At 32.4% G+C, this 20,784-nt stretch carries 21 protein-coding genes; 12 read left to right on the forward strand and 9 right to left on the reverse strand.

The window, feature by feature from the left end; genetic code table 11:
• Positions 1 to 516 precede the first annotated feature (516 nt).
• The 8 genes from acs (at position 517) to QLS31_RS03635 (ending at position 8,011) form a co-directional block, all read left to right on the forward strand.
• Complete coding sequence (gene acs / locus QLS31_RS03600) at positions 517 to 2,424, forward strand: acetate--CoA ligase (RefSeq protein WP_282742657.1); 1,908 nt, start codon at positions 517 to 519, stop codon at positions 2,422 to 2,424.
• 155 nt (positions 2,425 to 2,579) lie between these two features.
• Positions 2,580 to 3,710 (forward strand): NAD(P)/FAD-dependent oxidoreductase, encoded by a 1,131-nt coding sequence (locus QLS31_RS03605; protein WP_282742659.1) that lies wholly within the window; start codon positions 2,580 to 2,582, stop codon positions 3,708 to 3,710.
• Positions 3,711 to 4,424, forward strand: coding sequence for a methyltransferase domain-containing protein (locus QLS31_RS03610; protein ID WP_282742661.1), 714 nt, complete (start codon positions 3,711 to 3,713; stop codon positions 4,422 to 4,424).
• Complete coding sequence (locus QLS31_RS03615; RefSeq protein WP_121342019.1) at positions 4,421 to 5,473, forward strand: type III polyketide synthase; 1,053 nt, start codon at positions 4,421 to 4,423, stop codon at positions 5,471 to 5,473. The genes QLS31_RS03610 and QLS31_RS03615 overlap by 4 nt, the downstream gene beginning before the upstream one ends.
• A 2-nt stretch (positions 5,474 to 5,475) precedes the next feature.
• Positions 5,476 to 5,910 (forward strand): hydroxymyristoyl-ACP dehydratase, encoded by a 435-nt coding sequence (locus QLS31_RS03620; protein WP_282742663.1) that lies wholly within the window; start codon positions 5,476 to 5,478, stop codon positions 5,908 to 5,910.
• A complete protein-coding gene (locus QLS31_RS03625) occupies positions 5,911 to 7,182 on the forward strand; it encodes a beta-ketoacyl-[acyl-carrier-protein] synthase family protein (protein ID WP_282742665.1) in 1,272 nt (423 codons plus the stop codon).
• Between the two features lie 52 nt (positions 7,183 to 7,234).
• Entirely contained in the window at positions 7,235 to 7,492 is a 258-nt protein-coding gene (locus tag QLS31_RS03630) for a phosphopantetheine-binding protein (protein ID WP_282742667.1), read from the forward strand.
• Between the two features lie 27 nt (positions 7,493 to 7,519).
• Complete coding sequence (locus QLS31_RS03635; protein WP_121342023.1) at positions 7,520 to 8,011, forward strand: 4'-phosphopantetheinyl transferase superfamily protein; 492 nt, start codon at positions 7,520 to 7,522, stop codon at positions 8,009 to 8,011.
• An 8-nt stretch (positions 8,012 to 8,019) separates the two neighbouring features.
• On the opposite strand, the gene QLS31_RS03640 is transcribed toward QLS31_RS03635, so the two are convergent.
• Positions 8,020 to 8,616, reverse strand: a complete 597-nt coding sequence (locus QLS31_RS03640; RefSeq protein WP_121342024.1) for a 3'-5' exonuclease — start codon at positions 8,614 to 8,616, stop codon at positions 8,020 to 8,022.
• Positions 8,617 to 8,618: 2 nt separating this feature from the next.
• The gene (locus tag QLS31_RS03645; protein ID WP_282742670.1) at positions 8,619 to 10,535 is read right to left on the reverse strand and encodes a DUF294 nucleotidyltransferase-like domain-containing protein; all 1,917 of its coding nucleotides are present in this window, start codon (positions 10,533 to 10,535) and stop codon (positions 8,619 to 8,621) included.
• Positions 10,536 to 10,720: 185 nt separating this feature from the next.
• Here QLS31_RS03645 and QLS31_RS03650 point away from each other — a divergent pair, with 185 nt between their 5' ends.
• Positions 10,721 to 11,227, forward strand: coding sequence for a DUF2911 domain-containing protein (locus tag QLS31_RS03650; RefSeq protein WP_282742672.1), 507 nt, complete (start codon positions 10,721 to 10,723; stop codon positions 11,225 to 11,227).
• Between the two features lie 269 nt (positions 11,228 to 11,496).
• Here the strand turns inward: QLS31_RS03650 and fucP are convergent, their stop codons facing one another.
• From fucP to QLS31_RS03675, 5 genes are read right to left on the reverse strand one after another with little or no spacing between them, the layout of a single operon-like run.
• The gene (fucP, locus tag QLS31_RS03655; RefSeq protein WP_282742674.1) at positions 11,497 to 12,852 is read right to left on the reverse strand and encodes an L-fucose:H+ symporter permease; all 1,356 of its coding nucleotides are present in this window, start codon (positions 12,850 to 12,852) and stop codon (positions 11,497 to 11,499) included.
• A gap of 20 nt (positions 12,853 to 12,872) precedes the next feature.
• Positions 12,873 to 13,811 (reverse strand): carbohydrate kinase, encoded by a 939-nt coding sequence (locus tag QLS31_RS03660; RefSeq protein ID WP_282742676.1) that lies wholly within the window; start codon positions 13,809 to 13,811, stop codon positions 12,873 to 12,875.
• Positions 13,812 to 13,863: 52 nt separating this feature from the next.
• Complete coding sequence (locus tag QLS31_RS03665; RefSeq protein WP_282742678.1) at positions 13,864 to 14,718, reverse strand: sugar phosphate isomerase/epimerase family protein; 855 nt, start codon at positions 14,716 to 14,718, stop codon at positions 13,864 to 13,866.
• Positions 14,719 to 14,747: 29 nt separating this feature from the next.
• The gene (locus QLS31_RS03670; protein ID WP_282742680.1) at positions 14,748 to 14,945 is read right to left on the reverse strand and encodes a carbohydrate porin; all 198 of its coding nucleotides are present in this window, start codon (positions 14,943 to 14,945) and stop codon (positions 14,748 to 14,750) included.
• A gap of 51 nt (positions 14,946 to 14,996) precedes the next feature.
• A complete protein-coding gene (locus QLS31_RS03675; protein WP_282742682.1) occupies positions 14,997 to 15,614 on the reverse strand; it encodes a carbohydrate porin in 618 nt (205 codons plus the stop codon).
• 469 nt (positions 15,615 to 16,083) lie between these two features.
• Here QLS31_RS03675 and QLS31_RS03680 point away from each other — a divergent pair, with 469 nt between their 5' ends.
• Entirely contained in the window at positions 16,084 to 16,821 is a 738-nt protein-coding gene (locus QLS31_RS03680; protein WP_282742684.1) for an NUDIX domain-containing protein, read from the forward strand.
• Between the two features lie 43 nt (positions 16,822 to 16,864).
• On the opposite strand, the gene QLS31_RS03685 is transcribed toward QLS31_RS03680, so the two are convergent.
• The gene (locus QLS31_RS03685) at positions 16,865 to 17,284 is read right to left on the reverse strand and encodes an Lrp/AsnC family transcriptional regulator (RefSeq protein ID WP_282742685.1); all 420 of its coding nucleotides are present in this window, start codon (positions 17,282 to 17,284) and stop codon (positions 16,865 to 16,867) included.
• Between the two features lie 106 nt (positions 17,285 to 17,390).
• On the opposite strand from QLS31_RS03685, the gene QLS31_RS03690 reads away from it, so the two are divergent.
• Both QLS31_RS03690 and QLS31_RS03695 read left to right on the forward strand, forming a co-directional pair.
• A complete protein-coding gene (locus QLS31_RS03690) occupies positions 17,391 to 18,110 on the forward strand; it encodes a sulfite exporter TauE/SafE family protein (RefSeq protein WP_282742687.1) in 720 nt (239 codons plus the stop codon).
• Between the two features lie 121 nt (positions 18,111 to 18,231).
• On the forward strand, positions 18,232 to 19,461 hold the full coding sequence (locus QLS31_RS03695) for a multidrug effflux MFS transporter (RefSeq protein WP_282713078.1): 1,230 nt from the start codon (positions 18,232 to 18,234) through the stop codon (positions 19,459 to 19,461).
• Between the two features lie 13 nt (positions 19,462 to 19,474).
• Here QLS31_RS03695 and QLS31_RS03700 read toward each other — a convergent pair whose 3' ends face one another.
• Positions 19,475 to 20,755: an NAD(P)/FAD-dependent oxidoreductase gene (locus tag QLS31_RS03700; protein ID WP_282742689.1), complete on the reverse strand. Its 1,281-nt coding sequence runs from the start codon at positions 20,753 to 20,755 to the stop codon at positions 19,475 to 19,477.
• Between the last annotated feature and the right edge of the window lie 29 nt (positions 20,756 to 20,784).

Raw genomic sequence — 20,784 nt, forward strand, 5'->3', positions numbered from 1 at the left:
TAGGAATTACCACACAAGAGGGTGTGTTGGGATTAGCTCTATATCATTTGATTTCATAATATTTTGAATTAGTTAAAACTTATTAAAAAAATAAATGGATATGGATGCTTGTACATTCACTTGACTTTAAACGAGCTTAAAGTTGAGTGAAGTAGTCCCTAAAAGATTAAGAGTAGTTAAACTATTTGTGTTTATTTTTTTAATAAACTATGTTGGAAAATTAGTAGTATAATTCCTTGATTGGAACGAAATAGTTTTGGTTGATTATTGTTCAAAAAATCATCGTTTAGTACTAAAATAATTGTTGTTAAATTTTGTTGATACAGGAGGTGTGGTAGATTTAAATCTATCTCGCCTTTTTGTGTTTTACTTATTTTGTCAAAAACAGTAAAAATTAAACAAATTAGTATTAAAAGTGCTTTTTTATTTAGGAATCTATTTTTTTTAGTAAGTATTTATAATTTAAATAATTTTAAGAATAGCGAGAGATTTAATACTTTTATAAAAAATTATAACATGAGCTACTACAAAATTGAAAATTTAGAACAATATTTTAAACATTACAATAAATCAGTTCGTGAACCTAGAAAATTTTGGGGTAAAATAGCAGAAGAAAATTTCACTTGGTACCAACAATGGGATAAAGTTGTCGAATTTAATATGGCTGATGCCGATATCAAATGGTTTACCGAAGCAAAAGTAAATATTGTAAAAAATTGCATTGACAGGCATCTTGCCAAAAGAGGAGAAAAAACAGCAATTATTTTTGAACCAAATGATCCAGCAGAAGCAGCACTACATATTAATTATAATGAATTGCACCAACGTGTTTGCAAAATGGCAAACGTATTGCGTGAACAAGGCATAAAAAAAGGAGATAGAGTTTGTATTTATTTACCAATGATTCCTGAATTAGCGGTTTCAGTATTAGCTTGTGCCAGAATTGGAGCGATACATTCGGTTATTTTTGCTGGATTTTCGTCTACAGCTGTAGCCACTCGTATTAACGACAGTGAATGTAAAATGGTTATCACTTCAGATGGTGGTTTCCGCGGTAACAAAACCATTGATTTAAAAGAAATCGTTGATGAAGCATTAGAAAAATGTACTTCTGTAGAAAAAGTTTTAGTAGCCAAAAGAATTCATACCAATATTAATATGAAAAAAGGTCGTGACCAATGGTTGCAACCCCTTTTAGATCAAGCGTCAGATAATAATGTTGCCGAAATTATGGATGCCGAAGATCCATTGTTTATACTGTACACGTCTGGTTCAACCGGTAAACCTAAAGGAATGGTACATACTACAGCAGGGTATATGGTGTACACGGCTTATACTTTTAAGAATGTTTTCAATTATGAAGAAAACGATGTTTTTTGGTGTACTGCTGATATTGGTTGGATTACCGGACATTCCTACATTCTGTATGGTCCATTATTAAACGGAGCAACAACAGTAATTTTTGAAGGAGTTCCTTCGTATCCTGACTTTAGTCGTTTTTGGGAAGTAATCGAAAAGCACAAAGTGACACAGTTTTATACTGCGCCAACTGCAATTCGTGCTTTGGCAAAAGAAAATATAGAATTTGTACAAAAATATCCATTGAAGTCACTTAAAGTAATCGGATCTGTAGGTGAACCAATCAATGAAGAAGCTTGGCACTGGTACAACGACCACGTCGGAGATAAAAGATGTCCTGTAGTAGATACATGGTGGCAAACAGAAACAGGAGGAATTATGATTTCGCCTTTGGCATTTGTCACACCAACAAAACCTACGTATGCAACTTTACCATTACCGGGAGTTCAACCGGTATTAATGGATGAAAAACGCAATGAAATAGAAGGAAATCAAGTAGTTGGTAGTTTATGTATTAAGTTTCCATGGCCAGGAATTGCCAGAACTATTTGGGGCGATCACCAACGTTATAAAGACACTTATTTTTCTGCTTTTCCAGGTAAATATTTCACTGGTGACGGTGCTTTGCGTGATGAAGTAGGATATTATAGAATTACCGGTCGTGTAGATGATGTGGTAATTGTTTCTGGGCATAATCTTGGAACAGCACCAATAGAAGATGCTATCAATGAGCATCCAGCCGTTGCTGAATCAGCAATTGTAGGTTTTCCGCATGACATAAAAGGTAATGCTTTATATGGTTTTGTTATCCTTAAAGAAACTGGAGAAACAAGAAACAAAGAAAATCTGGCTAATGAAATTAATCAACACATTTCAGATCATATTGGACCAATTGCTAAGTTAGATAAAATTCAATTTGTTTCTGGTTTACCAAAAACCCGTTCTGGAAAAATTATGAGACGAATTCTTCGAAAGATTGCCGAAGGAGATTATTCGAACTTTGGAGATATAACAACTCTTTTAAATCCTGAGATTGTAGAGGAAATAAAAGAAGGAAAATTATAAATTAATTAAAAGCCGTTTGAATAAATGAACATGCCCCAAAAAGTTAGACACTATTTGGGGCATTTTTATGAAAAAAAAAGTAAAGTATGATTATGTAAGTTTTATATGAAATAATATAGTTCCTTTCTCAAACAAATCCATAAATTTACTTCTATATGAAAAATAAAGAAGTTTTAATTATTGGAGGTGGTTTAGCAGGATTGACTGCGGCGATTCATTTGTCCAAAATTGGACTTCAGGTTACTGTAATTGAAAAAAATGAATTCCCAAAACATAAGGTTTGCGGTGAATATATATCTAACGAGGTCTTACCTTATCTCAATTGGTTGAATTTAAATATAACCGATTTAAATCCTACCAATATCACACAACTTGAATTTTCAACAGCAAGCGGAAAAACCATTAAAAGTGTTCTGCCTCTTGGCGGTTTCGGAATTAGTCGTTTTGCTTTAGATGAATATTTATATAAAAAAGCACTTGAAAACGGATGCAAAATTCTTCAAGACAATGTAGAAAATATACAATTTGAAGACAATCAATTTATAGTTACTACTGCTAAAAAAACTATTTTAAAATCGAAAATAGTTATTGGTGCATTTGGAAAACGTTCTAACATTGACCAAAAATTAAATAGAGATTTTATTCAAAAAAAATCATATTGGCTAGCTGTTAAGGCTCATTATTCGGGAGATTTTCCAAATAATAGCGTTGGTCTTCATAATTTCAAAGGAGGATATTGTGGTGTTTCTAAAGTCGAAAAGGATATAATTAATATCTGTTATTTAGCAGATTACGACACGTTTAAACAGTTTAAAAATATAGAGGAATATCAAAAAAGTGTGGTTTCAGAAAACCCACATTTGAAAGTGATTTTCGAAAAAAGTAAATTGCTTTTTGAAAAACCTTTAACCATAAGTCAAATATCTTTTGATAAAAAACAAGCTGTAGAAAATCATATTCTAATGATTGGCGATACCGCAGGACTCATTCATCCATTGTGTGGAAACGGAATGGCAATGGCTGTTCATAGTGCCAAAATTGTTTCAGAATTAGTGGAGAAATATTATACCAACGAAATTAAATCCAGAAATGAACTTGAGGAAAAATACATTCAGGAGTGGAATTTTAATTTCAAGAAAAGACTTAAAATGGGTCGATTGTTATCGAATCTTTTGCAAAAGCAAAAACTTTCAGCTGTATTGATGCGTATATTAATTATATTTCCATTTTTATTATCTAAAATCATAAAAAAAACGCACGGAACCCCAATAACTCTAAATTCATAAATGTTTCTAAATACCAAATTCAGAACCGATACGCTTGAAACGATGGATGATTTTGCCATGGAAGGAGAAATCTTGCGTGATGCATTGGATAAAATAGCCAAAATCAATCAGCTTTTAGGAGGGAACCAGCTAACTTTACAAGGCGTTCAGGATTTGACAAGTAGTATTTCAAAATCAAATGAAATTGTAATTGTAGATGTAGGTTGCGGAAACGGTGATATGTTGCGGACTTTAGCTGATTTTGGATTGAAAAATAAGCTGAAATTCCAGTTAATAGGCATCGATGCCAATAGTTTTACAATTAGTCATGCACAACAATTATCTCAAAACTATCCTAATATTAGCTATCGTTGTGAGGATATATTTGACACATCATTTAAGGAATTAAAATATGATATTGTGCTGTGTACTTTGACGTTGCATCATTTCAAAGACAATGAAATTGTTGATTTATTAAACCTGTTTTATGCGAATTCAGCTATTGGAATTGTTATTAATGATTTACAGCGAAGCGCAATTGCCTATCGATTATTTCAAGCGTTGTGTTTTGTGTTTCGATTGAATGAGATGTCTCGTGAAGACGGATTAACTTCAATTTTAAGAGGTTTTAAAAAAGAAGAACTGATTCATTTTTCTAAAAAATTAAGTTTTAAGAACTATAAAATTCATTGGAAATGGGCTTTTCGATACCAATGGATAATTTCTAAAATATGAGTGTAAAAATCAAAACCGTAACAAAACAGTTACCAAAATATTCCAGAACAACTGAAGAAATCATTCCTTTTTTGGATGCCTGGCTCGTTGGGCAAGACGAACGTTTCATTAGAAAAGTAAAGAAAATTTTTGAAGGAGCCGCGGTTGATAAACGGTATTCCATCATGGATCCGATTGAAGTATTTACCAAAACTTCTTTTGAGGAAAGAAATGATATTTATGTTCGAGAAGTGATTGATTTAGGGGAAAAAGTTTTAGAAAAAGCCTTGAAAAAAGCGAACTGGAACCCTGAAGATTTAGATTATATCATTACGGTAAGTTGTACTGGAATCATGATTCCGTCACTCGATGCGTATTTGATTAATACATTAAAATTACGTCAGGATATTGTACGACTTCCAGTTACCGAAATGGGTTGTGCAGCAGGAATTTCAGGGATTATTTATGCTAAAAATTTCTTGCAGGCAAATCCCGGCAAACGGGCTGCCGTAATTGCTGTTGAAAGTCCAACGGCCACATTTCAATTGGATGATTTTTCGATGGCGAATATTGTAAGTGCTGCAATTTTTGGCGATGGAGCGGCTTGCGTTTTACTTTCTTCACATGAAGACGATGAAGGTCCGGAAATTTTAGCGGAGCAGATGTATCATTTCTATGATAATATTCACATGATGGGTTTTAAACTCACCAATTCTGGATTGCAAATGGTTCTGGATATTGAGGTTCCGGAAACGATTGCATCACATTTTCCGGATATTATTCATCCGTTTTTAGAAAAAAACAATCTAAAAATGGAAGATATTGATCATTTAATTTTTCATCCAGGAGGAAAGAAAATTATTCAAACTGTTGAGGGTTTATTTTCTGATTTGGGTAAAAATATAGATGATACTAAAGAAGTTTTGCGTTTGTATGGAAATATGTCAAGCGCAACTGTTTTATATGTTTTGGAAAGAATCATGGACAATCAGCCTAAAAAAGGAGAAAAAGGATTGATGTTGAGTTTTGGTCCGGGTTTTTCAGCGCAAAGAGTTTTGCTAAAGTTTTAACAATGGAGAGTCAAAAGATTATATCAAAATTACCATATTCTAAGCCGTTTTTATTTGTGGACGAAATAGTCCAAATCAATGAAAATGGGGTGGAAGGAACCTATACTTTTGATAAAAACCTTGACTTTTATAAAGGACATTTTAAAGATAACCCAATAACACCAGGTGTGATTTTGACGGAAGTTATGGCGCAAATTGGATTGGTTTGTTTAGGAATTTTTTTATTAGATAATTCATTTAATAAAACTACTTCAATCGCCTTAACATCAACTGAAATAGAATTTTTAAAACCTGTTTTTCCTAAAGAAAAAGTGACTGTTATTTCAGAAAAAGTATACTTTAGATTTGGGAAACTGAAATGTAAGGTAAGAATGAAAAATGAAAAAGGAGAAGAGGTTTGTACAGGAATAATTGCAGGAATGGTAATTTCTAAATAAATGAAAAAACGTGTCGTAATTACTGGTCTTGGTGTTGTTGCTCCAAATGGAGTAGGACTTGATGCGTTTACACATGCCATCAAAAATGGAATTTCAGGAATCAAGCACGACGCTGAGTTGGAACGATTGCAATTTTCTTGTCAAATAGCAGGAAAACCAGAGATTTCTACTGAATTAGCATTAAAATATTTTTCTGAATTAGAGTTAAGAAACTTCAATTCTACTGGTATTTTATATGGCGTAATTGCTGGAATTGATGCATGGAAAGATGCTGGTTTATTGTTGGAAATAAATGAAGAACCAGATTGGGACAGCGGAACTATTTTTGGTACCGGAACTTCTGGAATTGATAAATTTCGCGAAAGCATTTATAAAATAGATGATTTTCAAACGAGAAGATTAGGGAGCACCGCTGTGGCTCAAACTATGAATAGTGGTGTCAGCGCTTATTTGGGAGGGAAATTAGGTTTAGGAAACCAAGTCTCCACTAATTCTTCTGCTTGTACGACTGGAACCGAAAGTATTTTGATGGGTTATGAAAGGATAAAATCAGGACAGGCAAAACGCATTTTGGCAGGAAGCACAAGCGATTCGGGACCTTATATTTGGGGTGGCTTTGATGCAATGAAAGTTTGTACTTTTAAGCACAATGAAAATCCAGAACAAGGCTCAAAGCCAATGTCTGCAAGTGCTTCAGGATTTGTTCCCGGAAGTGGAGCAGGGGCTTTGGTTCTGGAAGATTTAGAAAGCGCATTGAATAGAGGTGCTACAATTTATGCTGAAGTTTTGGGAGGAAATATAAATTCTGGCGGGCAACGAGGTTTAGGAACTATGACTGCTCCAAATCCTATTGCTGTGCAGAAATGTATTCAAAATGCTATTATTAACTCTGGAATTTCTGCTGATGAAATCGATGCGATTAATGGACATTTGACCGCCACATCCAAAGACAGTCTGGAAATTCAGAATTGGAGTGAAGTATTGGGAAGAAAAGGAAAAGAATTTCCATATATAAATTCCTTGAAATCAATGGTAGGTCATTGTTTATCGGCTTCGGGAAGTATTGAAAGTGTGGCTTCAATACTGCAATTGCATTACGGATTTGTTTTTCCGAATATCAATTGTGACGATTTGCATCCTGAAATTACAGCAATAATTGATGAATCCAGAATCCCAAGACAATTGATCGAAAAGGAATTAAATATAATTGCAAAAGCCAGTTTTGGTTTTGGAGATGTGAATGGATGCGTAATTTTTAAGAAATACATTTAGTCACATAATGTCAGGTAATTTGAATTCAATGCATTAAAAAAAAGCAAAAAATATGAATAAAGAACAAACAATAGAAGAATTAAAAAATATAGTAAAGCCGTATATTCAAAATCAAGAAGCATTTGATTTACTTACGGAAGATACTGACTTTATCAATGACTTAAAAATCAATTCTGCTAATTTAGTAGATGTTATTTTAGATATAGAGGAGAAATATGACATTGTAATTGATAATGAAGCTATGGAGCGTATGGTTAACGTAAAATCAGCATTGGAGATTATTGAAACTAAACTATCAGAGAAAAATTAGTGAATCAGCTGTAAAAAAGTCTGTAAAATGATTGGAAACGATATAGTAGATTTGGCTTTAGCCAGAAAAGAAAGCAATTGGAAACGAAATCGGTTTTTGGACAAAATCTTTACTGTAAAAGAACAATTACTCATTGTTGATAGCCAAAATCCTGAAATAATGGTTTGGAATTTATGGTCTCGAAAGGAAGCCGCTTATAAAATCTACAATCGAGAAACTGGAATTAGAGGATATTTTCCTTTGCAACTAGAATGCAGTTATGAAAATGAAATTTCGGGTTCAGTTTCAATAAAAGGGAAAACCTATTTTACTAAAACGATAATTTCTAAGGAATTCGTACATACGATTGCCGTAGTGAAAAAAGATAATTTTGATACCGTCAAAAAATTAAATTCAAACGACACCATCATAAAATCGAATGGAATTCCTTTTATAATTGATGAGCAGACTAAATTGATCAAACCAGTATCTATAAGTCATCACGGTCGATTTTGGGAAGGAATTACTCTGATTGATTAGAACAAATATTATTTTATTCCCAGCCTTGATTTTAATTTTAAGAATAATAACGCCGTTTTATACGCATCTTCCGCAGATGAATTTCGATCACTTTTAGGAATATTATATACCGCGCAAAGTTCATCAAGAGAAAATTGTTTATCATTAATATCATGCAGTTTTCTATGCATAATATCAACATCTAGAGCTTCGTTTTTCAATCTCCCACAGTCAAGTCGTTCTAATGCAGCATTGATCATTTCTACATCAAAATCAATGTGATGACCCACTAAAACGGAATTTCCGATAAACTCTATCAATAATTTTATGGCTTCAGCTTCGCCAAGTTTTTTCATTTTGCTTTCTACCAAAAATTCATTTGAAAGACCGTTATCATGAAGAAACTTGTATTGTAGCAACACAGCCTCGAAACTATCCCCGATAACTATACTATTATCGATTACAGAAAAAGAACCAATAGATAAAATAACATCTTTAACAGGATTCAAACCCGAAGTTTCTGTAGATAAAACAACAAATCGGCTTGATTTCTTATCAAATTTAGAAAGATAGGTTTTCCAAAATTCTGGATATTCTTTATTAATACTTTTTAACCAGTCTAACATAATTATGAAAATTGAGTAAGTTGAAATTTATTTTTTATTAATTCTTCCAATTCTCTCATAGGAGCCAAAGCATTCTTTAATTTTTCCTTATCAATTTTTGATAATTCATTCAAATTTATAAATTGACCTGAATTATCATTTTTTAAGCCTTCTAAGGTTCTGAATTTTGATAAAATCAAAAAGGCTTCAGCACAATTAAGGTAAATTTCAGCATGTTTAGGATCTGCAATTGCTAACTGCTTGAATCGCTGAAAGGTGTTGTTGATTCCACGAATATCAAAATTTAAGGTAAACAAACGAGCACCATCAATCAATGGCATCAAAGCACGTGTTTTTATATCAAATTTATCTTTGTTTGGACCTTCTTCTTCCACAATAAAATTTTTGAAAAAAGTCAACGGTGAATTTTTTCTCAATGCATCGTTTCCTAAGAAATCAAAGAACAAAGTGTTGTTTTTTGAATTTTTAAAAACTACATTTCCAATGGCATCTTCGATTCTTTGTTCTCCAAAAGTGATTTCGTAATCAAAGAAAATACTGCTTAAATCATTGCTATTTTCACCTGGAGTATTCATCCAGCTGTCGTATTGTTTTGTCCAATCAGTCAGTGATTTACACCAAAGCATATTGCTTCCCATATGCCCGTTTGGACATAATTCATAACCAATTTTTTCAAGCGTAGCTGTTGTTCGTTTTCCAAGTTTAAGGAAATAATCTTTTACCTCACGATATTTATCAGCCGAAACATCTTCGAAAATTAATATACTGTCCTGATCGGTTAATAATAGTTGTTCTTTTCTTCCTTGACTTCCAATACTTAGCCAGGCAAAACGGGCAGGAGGTGAGCCTAAATCTAAAATGGATAACTCTACAGAACGTTTAATTATAGCTAAATTAATTTCGCTGGCAATATTAAAAACGTGAGAAAGCGGTATGTTTTTAGAAATAGATGTTTGAATCAAATCTGTTAAACGTTCTCGAATTTGTTTTAATTCTTTAGGATTTTGGGAACGCTTAATTTCTTTAATTAAAACACCTGGATTATTTGCTTGCGCAACTATCAAATCATGTTCAGAAATGACTCCTTTTACATCAGATTTATCAGTTCCGTCGTATGTTACACATAAATGGGTCACATTATGTTTCAACATAAGCAGTTGAGCTTCGGCTAAGGAAACATTTTCCACAACAGTAATAACGGGAGATGACATTATTTTATCTACTGAAACGGTTACAGGGAATCGACCGGTTGCAATTTTGGAACGCATATCACTGTCAGTCACAATTCCGATTGGAAAATTATTGTCACAAACGATAACATTGTTTTTTAATGTTTCAGTCATTAACTGAGCAACTTCTTGCACAATTGCAGTAATAGTTGTTTTTAATGGTGAAATAGTATAGGATAAAGATTGAAAATATTGCATTTCCGACTGCTGGTCAGAATAGAAAACATTGTCAGAGATAAGTTTACCTCTTAAATTTTCTTTGTCATTTGGATTTCGCGTATTTGTTGCAAAACTCTCCAGCAAAAAGTTTAGTACTTCTGAATTATTCACCACAAAAGGACGAAAAGTAGCGATTGGTATAGCATAAACAATACTTTCTTCTCTTGCTTTGGCTGTCATCATGTAATTATTCTTGGCAAAAAAGGGACGCAGCCCAAAAATATCACCTTCATGACACTTATTTAATAAAGTTTCTTCAGCATCTGAAATCACAGATAAATTGATAGTACCTGAAGCAACAACATAAAAACTGTCATGCAAAACATCATTAATTTGGAATAATGTTTTATGTTTTTCCAAATTTACAACGCGAATACTTGTAGCTATTTCGGATAACTCCTCAAATGTCAAATGATTAAATGGTGGATATTCCTTTAAAAAATCGGCAATGTGCTCAGCAATTGTATTCATAAGTTGTTCAAATAAATGGTGTATTGTTTGTAAAAATAATAAAATAATAAATCATAATACCGTCATTACTGCAGTAAAACAACTAATTTATAAACTTCATAATATTTTCTTAAAATTAAGGGGAATTATGCTAAATTAAATGAAGTTATTTTATTTTTATAAGCAAAACTAAATCATTTTAAATCATGAGATTACTTAAAAAAATTCACCATTTGCTTATTGCATTTTTGATTATTAATTCTTTAAATGCCCAAGAAAAACCAACCAGCACAAAAGAAGTGGTTACTGGAAAAATTAATGACGCTACAATTACAATTAATTATGGTAGTCCATCAGTCAGAGCAAGAGAAATTTGGGGTAAATTGGTTCCGTTTAATCAAGTTTGGCGTGCCGGAGCAAATGATGCAACAACTTTTGAAACCGACAAAGAAATTACTGTTGAAGGATCAAAATTACCTGCAGGGAAATATTCTTTTTTTGTTTTACCAAATGACAAGGAATGTATCATAATTTTCAATAAAGAAGCGAAACAATGGGGAGCTTATAAATACAAAGAAAAAGAAGATCAACTAAGAGTTACAGTTAAGCAAAAAGTTGCAAAATCTAAAGCTGAAAAATTAGCGTATACAATTGATAAAAATACTATTACTTTGAGTTGGGATAATTGGGATATTCCGGTTTCTGTAAAATAAGTTTTTTTTAAATTATAAAACAGCATCACCAATAGGTGATGCTGTTTTATTTGGTTGAATATGTAATTACAAATATTTAACAATAAATTCTATTTTACATAATATAAATTATAGTGCATCTTATTGCAATGGAATATTACAGCTTTCTCAGTATTTTAAGCACATTTGACTCTATTATCATTGATGAGTTGTTTATTGATATGAAAGAACCGAACAATAAATTATTATTATTTCAGTTCTTTTAATATTGTTCGGTTCTTTTAATAAAGCTAAACTATTGCATCTGCAACATCTAAAACTTTAATTTTCTTAGATGCTTTCAACGTACTATATCCATAATACGCAACAACAGCCAAACAAATTAAAGGTAAAATAAAAGAAAAATTCACTTCAGGAATAAAGCCAAATAATTTAATATCAGCAAAACCTGAACCGCCTAAATCCAAAATACTTCCTTGCATAACCGGCATCAATGCGCCACCAACGATAGCCATAACTAAACCTGCAGACCCAATTTTTGCTTCGTCTCCCATATCTTTTAGTGCAATTCCATAAATTGTTGGAAACATAATCGACATGAAAATAGAAATACAAACCAGCGAAATTAATCCAGACATTCCTTGTAAAACAATTGCTCCGGTTGCACAAATCACGCCTCCAATACCAAAAACCATTAATATTTTTGATGGATTTATAGTTTTCATCAAACCAGTTCCAATCCATCTGCCTAATAAAAATAAAATCATGGCCGCTATGTTGTAATATGTAGCTGTTAATTCTAATCCGAATGTTTTATTGATGTTGTCTACGTATTGAAAAATAAAGGTCCAACACATAATTTGTGCACCTACATAAAAAGCCTGTGCAATAACCCCATGTTTATAATTTTTATTTGCAAATAACTTTTTGAATGATTCAGATACAGACATTTTATCTTCTTGTGCCGTTTTAGGCATTTTTGTTAAAATAATAATGATCAAAATTACTAAGACAAAAATTCCTAATCCAATGTATGGAATGCTAATTACATCTAAATCATTTTCTCTAATACTCGCTAATTCACTTGATGTTAATGCTTTGTAGGCTTCTTGCGAATAATCATCTGATTTTATTTCTTTGATGACTAAAAACTGCGCCATTACCAATCCTGTTATTGCTCCAATTGGGTTAAATGCCTGCGCTAAATTCAAACGTTGCGTTGCAGTTTCTTTATTTCCAAGGAATAAAATCAAAGGATTTGAAGTGGTTTCAAGAAACGCTAAACCACAAGTAATCACCCATAATGAAACCAGGAAAAAAGTATAACTTTGGTAATGTGCCGCGGGATAAAACAGAAAAGCGCCAGTTGCGTATAATAAAAGTCCCAATATTATTCCTGATTTATAGCTGTATTTTCTAATGAATAATGCCGCCGGCAATGCCATAAAGAAATAGCCAAAATAAAAAGCAAATTGTACTAATGAGGCTTGCGTATTCGAAAGTTCCGGCATCACTTTTTTGAAAGTAGAAACCATCGGAGTTGTTAAATCATTGGCAATTCCCCACAGTGCAAATAATATTGTTATTATTATAAATTGAAAGACAAATTCTTTACTGACTACAGGGATTTTTTTGAATTGGTTCATTGTTTAGTTGGTTTAATTTGTTAATTAAGAATCACTACGGATTCATTGGTTTTGGATTCTGTTTGTTCAAAGCCACATAAAAAATCATCTATTTCCGACTGAGAAATTACAGGGTTTGCACCTTCGTTTTGAGCGACAATTGCGCCAACAGCACTAGCGAAATTAATTGCGTATTGAGGATCTTCTCCATTGAATAACATTATGATTAATGACGCCAAAAAGGAGTCTCCGGAACCCACAGTATCTACAACATGTACTTTGAATCCACAGTTATGATAAAAGGTATCGTTACAATACAATACTGCTCCATGTGATCCTAAAGTGACACAAACCGTATCAGTATTGGTTTCCTTAGCAATGAATTTAATATTTTGCTCTAATGACTTTTTATTTGAATTTAAATCCTCGCAAATTTCATTTAACTCATCGTCATTAAACTTAATGAAATCAGCCGCATGCAATAAATCCAAAACATTTTTTTTTGTATAATGCGGAACTCTTAAATTGACATCAAATATTTTATATTTTGCTACAGCTAAAAGTTGTTCCAATGTATTTCTGGAAACTGAATCCCTTGAAGATAAACTTCCGTAAACAAAAAAGTCTGCTTTTTCAACAATTGAAATATTCTCTTTTGAAGTTTCAATTTTGTCCCATGCCGAAGGATAATTAATATCATACGAAGCATTTCCTTTTTCATTCAAAATAACGTTAACTAAACCCGTTGGATAATTATCTTTTACTTGAATAGCATCGGTGTTAATGCCACAAAGACTTAAATAATCTATTAAATCTTTCCCATTGGCATCATTTCCTACTCCACTGATAACGGAAACCTCCCCTCCTAGCGAATTTAATCTTGAAGCCACATTTAGTGGAGCTCCACCAATTTTTTTATGCTCCAGAAAAACATCAAAAAGGATTTCTCCAAAACAAACACCGTTTAATTTCTTTTTCATTTGTTGTGATTTTTTGTAAAAAAGCATTGAATAATTACTTTTTTAGGTTTAATTATTTTTGATTCGTATACCATTTGTGGATCATTTCCCTCATGAAAACGAGGCTGCCTTTAGCAAGATCTTCCGAGTTGTATTTAGAAGGTCTCCACAAGGAAGTTGGGCCAACTAATGCTGTAATTTGTGAAGAAAAATTCTCCAGAACTAGCGGACCTTGATAGTTAATAGCAGCCAAAGCTTTAAAAAAATCATCCCAATGCACGTTGCCTTCACCAGTCATACCACGATCACTTTCTGTTATATGCACATGTTTTAACCTGTTTCCTGCACGAATAATAGGATCGTAGAAATTTCGTTCTTCAATATTCATGTGAAACGTATCCAGATGTAATCCTATATTAGTTGTTCCAATGGATTCAATCATATCCAGCACTTCATCAGCAACAGTAAAAACATAACTTTCATACCGATTAATGGGTTCGGGAGCAATAGTGATATTGCTTTTGTTAGCATAATCAGCAACTTCAGTAAATACTTGCTGAATGATTATCTTTTCATCTTTGGTGCAGGGATTCCCAGTGAATGTTCCAATGGCAGAATGCAACACACCTCCTAAAAAATCACCATCCATTTCGGCTACTTTGTCAAGAGCTGATTTTATAATTGATGTGGCTTGTTCCGGATACAAAGGAATGTGACAGTTTGCGGGTAAATTCAACGTGCAACGTCCTAAAATACTGTTATCGTCAAGTAGTTTTTTTGTTTTTTTAGTATCGAAATCTAATGAAGCCGGCAAAATAATTTCAAGCATATCAAAACCATATTCTGCGGTTTTTTCTATTGCAAAACGACCTCCTTCGGCACTCCATCCAGGGATAAATGATAAAATTGTTGTTCCAAAAATTGGCATATTTATATAATTTTAGATTTATTTCTATTTTAAAACAACCACCATTCTGTTTTTACTCCAATAAAAGAGCCCCAACGCTTTTGGTTTACTTGTAAAAACGGAGAATAGTTATTATTGCGAGCGTAATCGTTGTAGTGCGCCAGCGTGTAAACAAGACGAATGTGCGGATGACTCCAAGGATCTTTTTTCCTAACGGCACAATGGTTGGAGCAAAAGAAAATTTCCACATATTGGCTTCTGGATTATCACCATCTTTTCGCACGGCATAATATACTTCTTCAATTGGCAGGATTTGTCGCACCTGCAACGGTAACTTCATAATTATAAGGATACGCATTTGTTGAATCAGCAGAAGCAGGCATCAACATCGTTAGTTCCGTATTTTTATGGCTTATGCCAAAACCTTGTGTAGAATGATCATCAAAATAAAAATAATCACGGATGTGAATGTCATCATAGCGACGAAAACGAGACCCTGCCCAAGCCGACCATTTGCTTTCCATGATATTTCGGGCTTCAATATACGCTTCGGGAAGGATAAAAGTCAAACCATTATTGGAACGGGAACTTACATTTCCTACAAATTGTCCATTAGCTGGGTACATTCCTAAACGCATTTGAAAAGTTACGTTTGTGCTCTCTTTACCGTCAATTTTTGGAGTAAAATGTATGGCTGGCAATATATCGATATAGTCGCTTTGCTCCATTCGACCTCCTAATGGACCTTGACCGGAAAGACTCAACGGTTTCCACATATTTCCTTCTCCATTTGGCGAAAGCCCAACTCCGATTCGACCAGTTGTTCCCAATGAAAAATCCGAATTAGTTATAACGACCTGTGAATAAATTGGCATGAATAATATTGAAAATAAGAAAGTAAAAAGTATTTTTTGCATGTAAGTGTTTATTAAAAAAAAATGGCTTGAATAAGTTTTTTGGCAGTTCTAAGTTTGTAAAAATGGCACGTATAGGTATTGAAATTTTGTTATTTAATGCTTCTAAAATATTCAATACGCGAATTGAATTATGGTATGAAATTTAGATTTATGAATAGTTTTATGGTTTTTAAATAATAAGCGTCATTTTGAATATTATTTTTCAAATGTATTATATTTTTTTAATTTTTAATAAAAAAAACTAAATAAATATCTAAAATTGACAAATATAAGCTTGATTATGTACTTTTTTAATAAATATGAATTAATTTGTTATAAATAAAATATAACGTAATAGTGACGTTTAATTTTAAAAATGAACAATATTACCGAAAAAATATAATTACAAATAAATCATTAGTTTTGTATTATTAAAAGATGCAGTAAAACATTGCGTCTTTCAAAAACTAATTATATTCTTTGTCCTCATATGATGTCTAAAATAATTCCAAATATATCTGTAGACTGCGTCGTTTTTGGGTTTGACGTCAATACTAAATCACTTAACGTATTGTTGATAAAACGCTATTTAGATTCTAAAGAAAATCACGAGCCATTGGTAAATGATTATGTTCTTACAGGATATCATACATTAGAGGATGAAACCATAGATGAGACTGCTACCAGGGTTTTGAAGGAGTTGACAGGACTTGATAATGTCTATAAAAAACAATTTAAGGTTTTTGGAGACCCAAATCGGTTGACGAATGAAAAAGATGTTATTTGGGTCAAAAATGAAAATTTTAATGAGAGAACGATAACTATAGCTTATTATTTTTTATTAAAAACTCAAGAAGTTAATTTAGAAAATAACAAACATAATCCGCAATGGTTTCCAGTTAATGATTTGCCGGAATTAGGATTTGATCATAAAGATATTATCAATGAAGCCTATGCCGATTTAAAAGAAAAAGCATTGTACAAACCTATTATTTTTGAGCTTTTACCTGATAAATTTACCTTCAAAGAATTGCAGGATACCTACGAATCCATATTAGGAAACGAAATTGACAACAGGAATTTTAGAAGAAAACTGCTGACAAAAAAGTATATTATTGAGCTGGATGAAAAGCAAGTAGGTGTCTCTAAAAGACCTTCTCAACTCTTTATGTTCAGCAAAGATGTTTATCAAAAAATTTATAAGGAAACCTATTTAATTAATATTTAGATTACTGTCTCTAATAATCTAAAAATAAATCAGTTAGAACAAACTATAAATCTTTCAAATCAGATAAGATCAAATGCGTTGTAGGTTCTCCATAAACTAAAAGTCTGTCGATAAATTGTTGCAGATGCAATTGATCGATTAAAACAACTTTCATGAAAATATTATGTGTTCCGGTAATTCGGTAAACTTCATATATTTCAGGAAACTGGTTCAAATCATCACAAAATATTTTAAGCTTTCCACTAAATAATTTGAACATAATAAAAACTTCTAAGCCAAAGCCGAGTTTTCTATTATCGAGTTGAACATTATAACCTTTTATAATTTCAGTATCTTCTAGTTTTTGAACCCGTTCTCTAACTGATGATGGCGAAAGTCCTATTTGTTTTCCAATTTCTACAAATGAAGTTCTCGAATTAACTTTAAGACTTTCTATTATTTTTAAATCAAGCGTATCTACCATAAATAAAGTTTTAATATAGGCTAAATTACATTTATATTATGGAATAATGATACTAAATCCGTGGATTAAATTTTAGTATAATTGAGTGTTATTTTAATTTTGCACTATGGATATGATGTTATTGCTGCTTACTATTGGAATTTTTACTGGCTTTTTTGTTCAAACTATTACCGGATTTGCGGGTGCTATAATTGCATTACCGTTTTTACTATTTGTAATGCCGCTACCGGATGCAATTGGGTATTTATCTATATTCTATTTTATTTCTACACCTATTCATGTGTATAAAGAATGGAATTATATAGACAAGCCTCTTCTTAAAAAATTAGCTTTATCGTCATTTTTTGGACTACTGATAGGAATTATAGTATTAGCATATGGCCAGCCTGTAATTCTAAAAAAAGCATTGGGTGTATTTATAATTCTGTTTGTTTTAAATAGTTTAAAAGCAAATAAAGAGATACAATTAATCTCAAAAATGAAATATTTTTTTGGCTTTTTAGGTGGTTTCTTTTCGGGTGTTTTTTCAACTGGCGGACCTTTATATTTAGTAATTGTAAAAAACGAAACCTCTGATGTGAAGACTTTACGTGCCACTATGTTTGGTGTTTTGGGTTTGATAACATTCATGCGAATTCCTGTCCTTGCTTTCGAAGGGATTTTAACCGTAAATCAATTGTACAACTCATTGTATGTTTTGCCTTTTTTCATACTGGCTTTGATATTGGGTAAAAAAGTATACTTAAAATTAAATGAGCTTTTTTTAAAGAGGATAATGCTTGGACTTCTTTTTCTGTCCGGAATTATGTTATTGATTAAAAATTAATTGCTTCATTTGATGCAATCTGTTTTTGCAACAGTTTAAATTTATTGAATCTAACAATTGATTCGCCTTTTAAATATTTACCTTTGCAAAAATTAAAAAAGATTCCATGACTGATACCGTAATGACAAAAGCAAAATATTTAAAATTAATTCTAATTTTAGGTTCACTGACAGCACTTGGTCCATTTTCAATTGACATGTATTTGCCTGGTTTTGCAGGAATTGCAAAAGATTTGAATACTTCTGTTGCTAATGTTTCCATGACTCTTTCCAGTTATTTCATTGGAATTTCTGCTGGACAATTGCTTTATGGACCATTATTAGACCGTTTTGGACGAAAAAAACCACTGTTTATAGGACTCTTAGTTTACATTTTAGCTTCTTTAGGTTGTGTTTTTGTAACCGATATTGATACTTTCATAGGTTTGCGTTTTATTCAGGCTATTGGCAGCTGTGCAGCGACCGTAGCATCGGTTTCTATGGTTCGTGATTTATTTCCTGTGAAAGATATTCCAAAAGTATTTTCTTTATTAATGTTAGTGGTTGGGCTTTCGCCAATGTTAGCGCCTACAGTTGGAGGTTATATAACAGAAGATTATGGCTGGCATACGGTCTTTTTTATATTGATGTGCATGGGAATTTTGATTCTTTTAGCAGCTCAAATTGGGTTGCCAAATACCTTTAAACCAGACACTTCAATTTCATTAAAACCAAAACCAATTATTTCAAATTTCATAAGTATTGTAAAGGAACCACAGTTTTATACCTATGCGTTTACGGGTGCTATCGCTTTCTCAGGATTGTTTACTTATGTAGCGGCCTCCCCTATTTTATTTATGGACATTTTTAAAGTTGACGGAAAAACGTATGGTTGGATATTTGCTTTTATGTCATTAAGTTTCATCGGTGCCAGCCAGCTGAATTCATTCTTGTTACGAAAATTTACGAGTGAACAAATGATTTATGGCGCATTAATCACGCAATCTTTCATTAGTATTTCTTTTCTTATTTTGGCAATGAATGATCTTTTGGGTTTATATGAAACTATTGCGATGTTATTTTTGTTCTTAGCGTGTTTAGGGATTTCAAATCCGAATACAGCGGGACTTACCCTTGCGCCTTTTTCAAGAAATGCAGGAAGTGCTTCGGCATTAATGGGGGCTATTCAGTTAGGATTAGGAGCATTAGCTTCTTTTGCAGTGGGTATTTTTGTTAAAAATTCAATGTTGCCAATGGTTATGATTATGGCTGTTTCAACAATTCTGGCTTTGATTATTTTAATTTTCGGAAAACGAAACATAAAAAAAACTATTACAACTTCTCACGATGAGGGAATTGCAATAGTTCATTAATTATAGATTTGATTTATTGTTGTTTTGGCTCCGTTTTTATTTTTTTATCGGGTCTGATAATCATACGTAACGATTGATCTTTAGCAAAATAAGCAATCATCCAATTGAAGAATGTTTTCACTCTGTTGCGATATGTTATCAATGAAATCAGGTGAATAAATAACCAAATTATCCAGGCAAAAAATCCTTTGAAATGCATTTTTGGTTTTGGTAAATCAACCACAGCCTTATTTTTTCCAATAATAGCCATAGATCCTTTATCATTATATTTAAAGGGTTTTAATGGCTTTTTTTGGCTCATTAATTTAAAGTTATCAGCTAAATTTATTCCTTGCTGAATAGCAACTTGTGCCACTTGCGGATGACCATTGGGAAAAGCTTCATCTGTAAGTTGAATGCAAGTATCGCCTATTGCATAGATATTTTCAGTGCCGTTGACTTTATTAAAAGCATCTGTAGCCATTCTTTTTCCGCGACCATAACTTTCTGCAGGAATTCCTTCGAAAACTTTAGCCGAAACTCCAGCTGCCCATATTAAATTTTTGGTTTGAATTGTTTCACCGTTTCCAAAATATACCGTGTCATCAATATAATCAACCACAGTTGTATTCAATTTTACCACGACACCTAATTTTGTCAGCGCTTCCAGTGTATCTTCCTGTGAAGCTTTACTCATTGGAGATAACACAGCATTGGCGCCATCAACCAGATAAATATTACTTGCCGTAGTACTTAATTCCGGATATTCTTTCAGCAAAATATTTTTACGCATTTCAGCAAACATTCCCGACACTTCAACACCAGTCGGACCTCCACCGGCAACAACAATGGTCAATAATTTTCTGCGTTCGCGAATGTCTTTGCAAATGGCTGCTTTTTCTAAATTTTTCAATAATGTATTACGCATCACAATGGCATCATTGAGCGTTTTCATTGAAATGGCATTTTTCTTTACGTTTTCCATTCCAAAATAACTCGTTTCGGCTCCAGTGGCAAAAACCAAGTAATCGTATGTTAATTCGCCATTATTGAGAATGATTTTATTTTCTGAAGGATTAACTTTTAATAAATTTCCCAGACGGAATTGTAGATTTTTTTTACCCGAGAAAAATTTTCGAAAAGGGTAACTGATACTTGAAGGTTCTAAAAAAGCGGTAGCAACCTGATAAATTAGTGGCGGAAAGAAATTATAATTGTTTTTGTCAACGAGTGTTACATTGACTCCTTTTTCATTTACTAGTTCTTTAGCAAGATTTAATCCTGCGAATCCTCCTCCTATTATTATAATTTCCATATTGTATTTTAAGTCTAAAATTAAAAAAG

This window comes from Flavobacterium sp. XS2P24 (genome assembly GCF_030010285.1).
GTDB lineage: Bacteria > Bacteroidota > Bacteroidia > Flavobacteriales > Flavobacteriaceae > Flavobacterium > Flavobacterium algoritolerans.